The sequence below is a fragment of the uncultured Tepidimonas sp. genome, from assembly GCF_938045175.1.
GTDB lineage: Bacteria > Pseudomonadota > Gammaproteobacteria > Burkholderiales > Burkholderiaceae_C > Tepidimonas.
The window spans coordinates 1-8363 of sequence record NZ_CALIND010000097.1 but is presented as its reverse complement, the minus strand read 5'-3'; the positions used below and the strand labels follow the sequence as shown (position 1 = coordinate 8363).

Genomic DNA, 8363 nt, shown 5'->3' with positions numbered 1-8363 from the left:
CAGGCGCGCGAGCGGGCGCAGCAAGCCCTGCACGCCGTCGGCCTGGGCGGGTGCGCGCATCGCCCTGCGCGCACCCTCTCGGGCGGGCAGCAGCAGCGCTTGGCGCTGGCACGCGCCTGGGCCCAGCAGCCGCACGTGTGGCTGCTGGACGAGCCCACCGCCAGCTTGGACCCCCACGCCAGTGCCGAGGTGGAGGCGCTCATCCGTGCCTTTGCCGCTGGCGCGGCGCCCGCGGACCTGGCGCCGGCAGCCCCTGGCCAGCAGGCGGCACAGGGCCGCACTCTCGTCTTTAGCAGCCATCACCTGGGGCAGGTGCGGCGTTTGGCCAGCCGCGTGGTGTACCTGGAGGCAGGGCGCATTCGTGCCGACGTGCCGGTGGACGTCTTTTTCGATGCGCAACGCTTGGGCCAGCACTCTCGCGAGGCTTTGGCCTTTTTGCAGGCGGAGATGCCGTGATGGGTGCTCGACGCGGGTTACGTGGGGGCGGCGGGTGGCGCGGTTGGCGGGCGCTGGGCTTGCTCTGGGCGCTCGCGGCCATCATGGTGACGGCAAGGGCGCAGACGTTGGTCGTGGCGTCCACCACGTCCCTGGAGCAATCGGGCTTTTGGGCCTATCTGATGCCGCGCGTGCGGCAAGCCACCGGCCTCGAGCTGAAAGTGGTGGCGTTGGGCACCGGCCAGGCGCTGGACTTGGCGCGCCGGGGCGACGCCGACGTGGTGGTGGCGCACGACCCAGAGGCGGAAGCGCGCTTCATGGCCGAGGGCTGGGGGCTGCGGCGGCACGAGGTCATGGTCAGCGACTTCGTTCTGGTCGGCCCACGCGACGACCCCGCTGGCGCGCGCGGGGGCGACATCTTGGGGGCGCTGCGGCGCGTGGCTGCGGCGGGGGAGGCGCGCTTCGTCTCACGCGGCGATCAAAGCGGCACCCACTGGGCGGAGCAACGGCTGTGGGCGTTGGCTGGCGTCTCGCCGCCGGCGGGGGCGCGCTACCGCGCGTGCGGCTGCGGCATGGGGCAGGCGCTCAACATCGCAGCGGGGCTGGGCGCTTACACGCTGAGCGACCGCGCCACGTGGCTGAGTTTTCGGCAACAGGGGGCGCTCGCGGTGTTGGTGGAAGGCGACGCGCGTCTGCGCAACCCGTACAGCGTGATCGTGGTGCACCCGGCGCGCCATCCACATGTGCAAGCGGTGGCTGGCCAGCGTTTCGTGGACTGGTTGCGGGGTCCCGACGGGCAGGCGGCGATCGCCACTTTCCGGTTGCAGGGGCAGTCGGTCTTTCGCCCTCTCGCTGGCCAGTGACCGCGGTTCGGTGTCAACGCTGCTGCAGCTTGCGGTAGACCGTGGCGCGGCTGATGCCCAGGCGGCGCGCGGCTTCGGCCACGTTGCCGCGTGCCTCGGCCACCGCGTGGCGGATCATCGCGGCTTCCCGGCTCTTGAGCGGCAGCGCGTCGTCTCGCCCGTTTTGCACCAGGGCCAGCACGCGCAGGCCGGTGCACGTGGGCAGTTCCAGCGCAGGCCGCTGGCGGCGCGCGGTGTCGAACAGATCCGCGACCGGCAGCGGGAATACCGCCTGCGCGTGCGGCCAACCGGTGTCGCCGTGTCGCAAATCCAGCATTTCGACCGCGGTGCGGTTGGCCGCCACGATCGTGCCCTCGGCGTCCAGCGCCAGCAGGCCGTCGTCATCGTCGCCGGGCAGATGGCCGGGCCACGTCAGCCGGATGGTCAGCGCGTGCGGGCGTTGCAGCACCAGCGCATTTTCGATGCGTCGCGCCGTCACGCTCACCAAGTGCTTGAGCGCGCGCCGCTCGGGTGTGAGTACCCCGGTCAAGTCCAGCATGCCGATGCAGCCGCCATCCGGTCCGAACAGCGGCGCCCCGGCACAGCTGTAGACGGCCGTGTCCTCGAAAAAATGTTCGCCCCGGTGCAGCCAAACAGGGGTCAGCTCCGTTAGAGCAGCGCCAATGGCTGTGGTGCCGACGGCCTGCTCGGAGAGGTCCACACCGATGCGGGCGATCGCGTGGATATGCGGGTTGCGAGTGTCCGCGGGGCCCTGCACGTCGACCACGATGCCGCGCGCGTCGGTCAGCAGTGCGAAGTAGCCCGTGTCCGCCATCGCCCGCCCCAGCGTGCGCTCGATGACGGGGCCCGCCGTCTGCCGCAACGCGCTGCTCGCTTCCAGCGCGCGGCGCACGGCCGCGCGGCTGACGCAGTCGAACACCACGCGCTCGTGGGGGCGCTGGCCGCGCGCCAGACAGCGGCGCCACGAGGCGGCGATCCACGGTTCGATGCCGGGCACGCCGACGCCCGCCTCGGTGGCTTGCAACAGCGTGCGGCGCGCCTGCCGGATGGCGAGCAAGCGCTCACTGCCCGCGCCGCCGTCGCTGGCAGGAGCCGGGTAGGCCCTGGATGGGTCATGCATGGCTGTCTCCTTCTGCCATCTGCCTGGGGGTGCGCGGCTGTCGCATTTTGAGAATTTCCGCGTCTGCCCCTGCCGTGCTAGGGGTTATCCCTGAAGCTCGCGTGACATTCTCGCCCAACAATGACCGAGCCGACAAGTTCAAACCAAGGGCCCACCCGAGGCCCCCGACCAGGAGACCAGGCATGCAAAAAGTGCTGCACATCGATCCCGGCAAATGCACGGGCTGTCTGCAATGCGAGATGGCGTGCTCGTTCGAAAACTACGGCACATACGCCACGTCCAAATCGCGCATCAAGGTGTTCGACTTCCACCACACCGGGCGCAAAGTGCCCTACACCTGCACCCAATGCGACGAGGCGTGGTGCCTGCATGCCTGCCCGGTGGAGGCCATCACGGTCGACAAGGTCACGGGAGCCAAGGTCGTCAACGAGACCACCTGCGTCGGCTGCAAGGTGTGCACCATCGCGTGCCCGTTTGGCACCATCAACTACGTCGAGGCCACGGGCAAGGTACAGAAATGCGACCTCTGCGGTGGGCAGCCTGCGTGCGCCGAGGCCTGCCCGACGGGGGCCATCACCTTCATCGATGCCAACTGGACCGGCATCGAGCGCATGAAGCAGTGGGCCGACAAGCTGGGCAACCAGCCCGCCGCGGCCTGACCGTCGAAGGAGCACGAACATGTCTTGGGCTGGAAGAATCCTGCGCGTGAACCTGACGGCCGGCACCTGCACGGCCGAGCCGCTGAACATGACCTGGGCGCGGCAGTATCTAGGCTCGCGCGGCTTGGGCAGCAAGTACCTGGTGGAGGAGGTGGATCCCAAGGTCGATCCGCTCTCGCCGGATAACAAGATCATCTGGGCCACCGGGCCGCTGACGGGCACCATGGCCTCCACCGGCGGACGCTACACCGTCATCACCAAGGGCCCGCTGACTGGGGCCATTGCCTGCTCCAACTCCGGCGGTTACTGGGGGGCGGAGCTCAAGATGGCCGGCTGGGACATGATCATTTTCGAGGGCAAATCGCCCAAGCCGGTGTACCTGTACGTCAACGACGACGTGGCCGAGCTGCGCGACGCCTCGCACCTGTGGGGCAAGTCCGTGTGGCAGACCGAGGAGATTCTCAAGACCAGCCTGCAAGATCCGCTGCTGCGCATCTCCAGCATCGGCCGTGCCGGCGAAAACCAAGTCCTCTTTGCCTGCGTGGTCAACGACCTGCACCGTGCGGCGGGCCGCTCCGGCGTGGGTGCGGTGGCCGGCAGCAAAAACCTCAAGGCCATCGCGGTGCGCGGCACCAAGGGGGTGGGCGGCATCCGCGATCCGCAGGCCTTCATGGCCGCCACGCGCGCCGCCAAAAAGGTGCTGGCCGACAATGCCGTCACGGGCCAGGGCCTGCCCAAATACGGCACCCAGGTGCTCATGAACGTCATCAACGAAATCGGCGCGCTGCCCACGCGCAACCACCGCGACGTGCAGTTCGAAGGCGCCAAGGACATCTCGGCCGAAGCGATGCTCACGCCCCGGCCCAGCGATGGCAAAACCCACCTGGTGACCAACCAGGCCTGCTTTGGCTGCACCATCGCCTGCGGGCGCATCAGCAAAATCGACGAGACGCACTTCAGCGTGCAAAACAAGCCGCAGTACTGGGGTGCGAGCGGCGGTCTGGAGTACGAAGCCGCCTGGGCGCTGGGCGCGGCCAACGGCGTCAACGACCTCGAGGCGCTGCAGTACGCCAACCTTATCTGCAACGAGCAGGGCATGGACCCGATCAGCTTCGGCGCCACCGTCGGTGCGGTCATGGAGCTCTATGAACTGGGCGTGCTGACCAAGGAGCAAATCGGTATCGAAGCGCCCTTTGGCTCGGCGCGCGCGCTGTGCGAGCTGGCCGATATGACCGCCAACGGCGTGGGCTTCGGCAAAGAAATCGCACTCGGCTCCAAGCGCCTGTGCGAGAAGTACGGCCACCCCGAGCTGTCCATGAGTGTGAAGGGGCAGGAGTTCCCCGCTTACGACAGCCGCGGCATCCAGGGCATGGGGCTGGCTTATGCCACGAGCAACCGTGGCGCGTGCCACCTGCGCGGCTATACGGTGGCGTCGGAAGTGTTGGGCATCCCCATCAAGACCGACCCGCTGACCACCGAGGGCAAGCCCGAGCTGGTCAAAGCCTTTCAGGACGCCACCGCCGCCTTCGACTCCGCGGGCATTTGCATCTTCACCAGCTTTGCCTGGACGCTGGCCGACGTGGCTCCACAAGTGGCGGCGGCCTGCGGCGAGGAGTTCACGGTGCAGGAGCTCGAGCGCATCGGTGAGCGCATCTGGAACATGGAGCGCGCCTTCAACAACGCCGCGGGCTTTACCGCCCGCGATGACACACTGCCGCCGCGGCTGCTGACCGAGCCCGCCAAGACCGGCCCAGCCAAGGGGCTGACCAACAAGCTGCCGGAGATGCTGCCCAAGTACTACGAGGTGCGCGGCTGGGATGCCGAGGGTCGGCCCAAGCCGGAAACCCTGGCGCGGTTGGGCCTGTGATCGGGCGCACCGTCTCGAGCACATCCGCACGTGCGAGCGGCCTGCCTGGCCGCTTACCGCTTGGTGGAGAGCATTGACATGACGCATCACGTCATTCTGGGTGCGGGTCCTGCCGGCGTCATCGCCGCGGAGACCATCCGCAAACATGCGCCGGCAGACCGTATCACCCTGGTGGGCGACGAGCCGGAGCCGCCATACTCGCGCATGGCCATTCCCTACCTGCTCATTGGGCAGATCGACGAAGCGGGAACCCATCTGCGCAAGGCGCCCGACCACTACGAGCGGCTGGGCATCGAGCGCGTGTTCGCCCGGGCGAAGTCGGTCGATGCGCAAGCGCGCACGGTCACGCTCGACGACGGGTGGGCGTTGCCGTTCGATCGGTTGCTGATCGCCACCGGATCGCGCCCCGTGCGTCCGTCGATTCGCGGCATCGACCTGCCCGGCGTGCACCACTGCTGGACGCTCGCCGATGCGCGCGCCATCATGGCGCGCGCGCAGCCCGGGGCGCGCGTGCTGCAGCTGGGGGCGGGCTTCATTGGCTGCATCATCATGGAGGCGCTGCAACAGCGCGGCGTGACGCTGACCATCGTCGAGATGGGCGACCGCATGGTGCCGCGCATGATGGGGCCTGCTGCCGGCGGCATGATCCGCCAGTGGTGCGAGGCCAAAGGCGTGGCGGTGCATACCAGCACGCGGCTGGAGGCCATCGAGCGCGCCGAGCCACTGCGCGTGCGTCTGTCCAACGGACAGCACATCGACGCCGACCTGGTCATCATCGCCGCCGGGGTCAAGCCCGCCATCGAATTTCTCCAAGACAGCGGCATCCGTTGCTTACAGGGGGTGCTGACCGACGAACAGATGCAGACCAACGTCTCCGGCATCTATGCCGCGGGCGACTGCGCCGAGGCCTTCGACAAGATATCGGGCACCACCATCGTGAGCGCCATCCAGCCCAACGCGGCCGAGCAGGCGCGCGTGGCCGCGCTCAACATGGTGGGGCAGCACGCCGAGTTGCGCGGTGTGACCCAGATCAACGTGCTCGACACGCTGGGGCTGATTTCGGCCAGCTTTGGCAACTGGCAGGGGGTGCCGGGGGGCGAGCGCGTGGAGCGCGTCGATGCGCAGCACCACAAGGTGTTGAGCCTGTGCTTCGACGGTGACGTGATGGTGGGCTGCAACAGCGTGGGCTGGACGCAGCACATCGGCGCCTTGCGTGGCTTGGTCGAGGGGCGTGTGCGGCTGGGCGAATGGAAAGACAAGTTGATGCACGACCCCACGCAGTTCATGGCCGCCTATTTGGCGGCTGCGCAGGCGCAGGCGCACTGGAGCGCGGCGGCCGATGCCCGGCGGCGTTGAGGTTGGCGACCCGATGCGCATCACCCTCAAACTGTTTGCCACGCTGGGCGACTACTTGCCCGCCGGGGCACGCTTCAACCAGGTCGAGCTCGACGTGCCCGAGGGCAGCACGGTGCAAGCCCTGATCGAGCGCTACCAGCTGCCGCCGCGCCTGGTGCACCTGGTCTTGGTCAACGGCGTGTTCGTGCCACCGGCCGACCGTGCACAGCGCGCCTTGGCCGCCGGTGACGTGGTGGCTGTGTGGCCACCGATTGCCGGGGGATGACCTGGTAGGCCAGTCCGGTGAATACGGCCAGTGACGAGACCTTCGAACGCGAGATGGGCTGCACGGTGCACGAGTGGCTGCGCTGGCTGCCCGTGGCCGTGGGGCCGCACCGGTGGACCCAGACCAACGACGGCGCTCAGGTGGAGATTGGCGCCGGCCGCTTGACGCTGACGTGGCAGCCCCTGCCACCGAGGGCCATCGCACAGCTGCGCTTGCCTCGCCTGTGGGTACGATTTCGGTTTGAGAGTGTGGTGGGCCGCGAGCGCGAAGCATTCATGCGCCACTTCGATCTCATCATGCGTCGCGGAGGCGGATGAGGTCGCCCGCAACGCGGCGTTTCCGGCATACTGTCACCATGGAAACTTCCGCTCCTGTCACCGTCGTTCGACGCGACGGCTACCAATTCGACATCGACTTCGGGCTGGGCACTCCCGGCTGGATCAGCGACGAGCCCCCGCCGTTGGGGCAGTCCGCTGGCCCGTCGCCCAAGCACCTGCTGCTGGCCGCCGTGGCCAACTGCCTGTGTGCCAGCCTCACCTTTGCGTTGTCCAAATTCAAGCAAGAGCCTGGGCGCCTGAGTGCCACGGCGCACGCCACCGTGGGCCGCAACGCCGCCAACCGGCTGCGCATCCAGCACATCCAGGTGGATCTGCGTCTGGAGCGCCCCGGTGCGGCCTACGAGCACCTGGACCGCATCCTCGGGCAATTCGAGGAATTCTGCACCGTCTCGATGAGCGTGCGCGAGGGCATCCCGATCGACGTGCGTGTCATCGACGCCGACGGGCAGGTGCTCAAGGGGTGATTTCCTGCGGCTGCGTGCCACCGAGCGCCGCGATCAGGTCGCCAAGCAGCGTCGACAATTCGCCCGTGGTGATCGCCGCGTCGCCGTCGAAGCCATCGGTCTCTGCGGCGTCGTTGTCTTCGAACACGCCGTCCTGAAACGCGATGCGGCGCAGTTGCCAGGTCTCGGTCAGCACGAAGCTGACGCGACCGTCCCAATCGAGCGCGAGGCGGGTGGGGCGTTTGCCCTGCGCCAGGTGGCGTTGCATCTCGTCACCGTCGAGCACGTGGCGGCTGTAGCGCACCACGGCCGGGCTGTCGCCGTCCGCTTTGAGTTCGACTTCGCGGCCCGGGGCGAAGTGCGCCGGCCAATCGTCGGCAGGCGACGCGAGCCAGCCCGCCATGGCGGTGGCGGGCGCTTGCGCGGTCTGCAGCGGCTCCACGCGCAGTCCGTCCAGTGCCTTGACCAGCGCCGTCACCACCGCATCCACGCGTTTGGTGCTCGTGGTGTCGAGCGCCACTCGGCCTGCCGCGACATCCATCCAAACCAGCACATCCACCGTCTGTGCAAACGCCATCGGCAGCAGCGCCTGCACGATTTGCTCTTTGAGCTCGCGCTGCTCGCGCCGGCCCGGCTGACGCCCCTCGGTGGCCTCGATCTGCGCGCAGCGCGCCTGCAGCTCGCGCTTGACGACGGCAGCCGGCACGCGCTTGCTCTCGATGCGAAAGCGCATCAAGCGGTGCCCGGCCACCGATTCGACCAGCGGCGCATGCGGTTGCCCGCGCGGCGGCACCCAGCCCTGGCTGTGCATTTCGTTGGGACCACAGGGGTGGAAGGGCTGGGTGGCCAGCGCCTGCTCCATCGCCTCCAGTGGCGCGACAAAACCGCCGCCCAGCCGAAATACCGTCAGATTTTTGAACACGTCGGGGCAGGAGGAAAAGAGGGCCGGAGAGGGGGCGGCCAGATCAGCCAACCGCCGGCGAGCGGGGTAGCAGCGGCCGAAAGAAAAGGGGGTGG

General features: G+C 68.4%; 10 protein-coding genes. 8 read left to right on the top strand and 2 right to left on the bottom strand.

Translation table 11 applies throughout. The features are described from left to right. Positions 1-456, top strand: a 456-nt coding sequence (locus Q0716_RS05140) for an ATP-binding cassette domain-containing protein (RefSeq protein WP_299020418.1), incomplete at its 5' end; no start/stop codon positions are given. Next, positions 456-1298 carry a substrate-binding domain-containing protein gene (locus Q0716_RS05135; protein ID WP_299020416.1) on the top strand — a complete coding sequence of 281 codons (843 nt, stop codon included), beginning with the start codon at positions 456-458 and terminating at the stop codon, positions 1296-1298. The genes Q0716_RS05140 and Q0716_RS05135, both read left to right, overlap by 1 nt. A 13-nt stretch (positions 1299-1311) precedes the next feature. Here Q0716_RS05135 and Q0716_RS05130 read toward each other — a convergent pair whose 3' ends face one another. Further along, positions 1312-2418 (bottom strand): helix-turn-helix domain-containing protein, encoded by a 1107-nt coding sequence (locus tag Q0716_RS05130; RefSeq protein WP_299020414.1) that lies wholly within the window; start codon positions 2416-2418, stop codon positions 1312-1314. 182 nt (positions 2419-2600) lie between these two features. Between Q0716_RS05130 and Q0716_RS05125 the strand changes: the two genes are divergently transcribed. From Q0716_RS05125 to Q0716_RS05100, 6 genes are all read left to right on the top strand, one after another. Further along, positions 2601-3077, top strand: a complete 477-nt coding sequence (locus Q0716_RS05125; RefSeq protein ID WP_299020411.1) for a 4Fe-4S dicluster domain-containing protein — start codon at positions 2601-2603, stop codon at positions 3075-3077. A gap of 19 nt (positions 3078-3096) precedes the next feature. After that, entirely contained in the window at positions 3097-4944 is a 1848-nt protein-coding gene (locus tag Q0716_RS05120; protein ID WP_299020408.1) for an aldehyde ferredoxin oxidoreductase family protein, read from the top strand. Positions 4945-5022: 78 nt separating this feature from the next. Next, positions 5023-6300 (top strand): FAD-dependent oxidoreductase, encoded by a 1278-nt coding sequence (locus Q0716_RS05115; protein ID WP_299020406.1) that lies wholly within the window; start codon positions 5023-5025, stop codon positions 6298-6300. Between the two features lie 13 nt (positions 6301-6313). Beyond that, entirely contained in the window at positions 6314-6565 is a 252-nt protein-coding gene (locus Q0716_RS05110; RefSeq protein ID WP_299020403.1) for a MoaD/ThiS family protein, read from the top strand. A 17-nt stretch (positions 6566-6582) separates the two neighbouring features. Continuing rightward, complete coding sequence (locus Q0716_RS05105) at positions 6583-6882, top strand: hypothetical protein (RefSeq protein WP_299020400.1); 300 nt, start codon at positions 6583-6585, stop codon at positions 6880-6882. A 38-nt stretch (positions 6883-6920) separates the two neighbouring features. Beyond that, positions 6921-7367: an OsmC family protein gene (locus Q0716_RS05100; RefSeq protein ID WP_299020398.1), complete on the top strand. Its 447-nt coding sequence runs from the start codon at positions 6921-6923 to the stop codon at positions 7365-7367. On the opposite strand, the gene Q0716_RS05095 is transcribed toward Q0716_RS05100, so the two are convergent. Beyond that, on the bottom strand, positions 7357-8363 hold a 1007-nt coding region (locus Q0716_RS05095), incomplete at its 5' end, for a recombination-associated protein RdgC (protein ID WP_366139718.1). The genes Q0716_RS05100 and Q0716_RS05095 overlap by 11 nt on opposite strands.

Coding starts and splice junctions, on each gene's coding strand:
- Q0716_RS05120 (WP_299020408.1), top strand. CDS start 3,097: ATGTCTTGGGCTGGAAGAATCCTGCGCGTGAACCTGACGGCCGGCACC.
- Q0716_RS05110 (WP_299020403.1), top strand. CDS start 6,314: ATGCGCATCACCCTCAAACTGTTTGCCACGCTGGGCGACTACTTGCCC.
- Q0716_RS05100 (WP_299020398.1), top strand. CDS start 6,921: ATGGAAACTTCCGCTCCTGTCACCGTCGTTCGACGCGACGGCTACCAA.
- Q0716_RS05135 (WP_299020416.1), top strand. CDS start 456: ATGGGTGCTCGACGCGGGTTACGTGGGGGCGGCGGGTGGCGCGGTTGG.
- Q0716_RS05125 (WP_299020411.1), top strand. CDS start 2,601: ATGCAAAAAGTGCTGCACATCGATCCCGGCAAATGCACGGGCTGTCTG.
- Q0716_RS05130 (WP_299020414.1), bottom strand. CDS start 2,418: ATGCATGACCCATCCAGGGCCTACCCGGCTCCTGCCAGCGACGGCGGC.
- Q0716_RS05115 (WP_299020406.1), top strand. CDS start 5,023: ATGACGCATCACGTCATTCTGGGTGCGGGTCCTGCCGGCGTCATCGCC.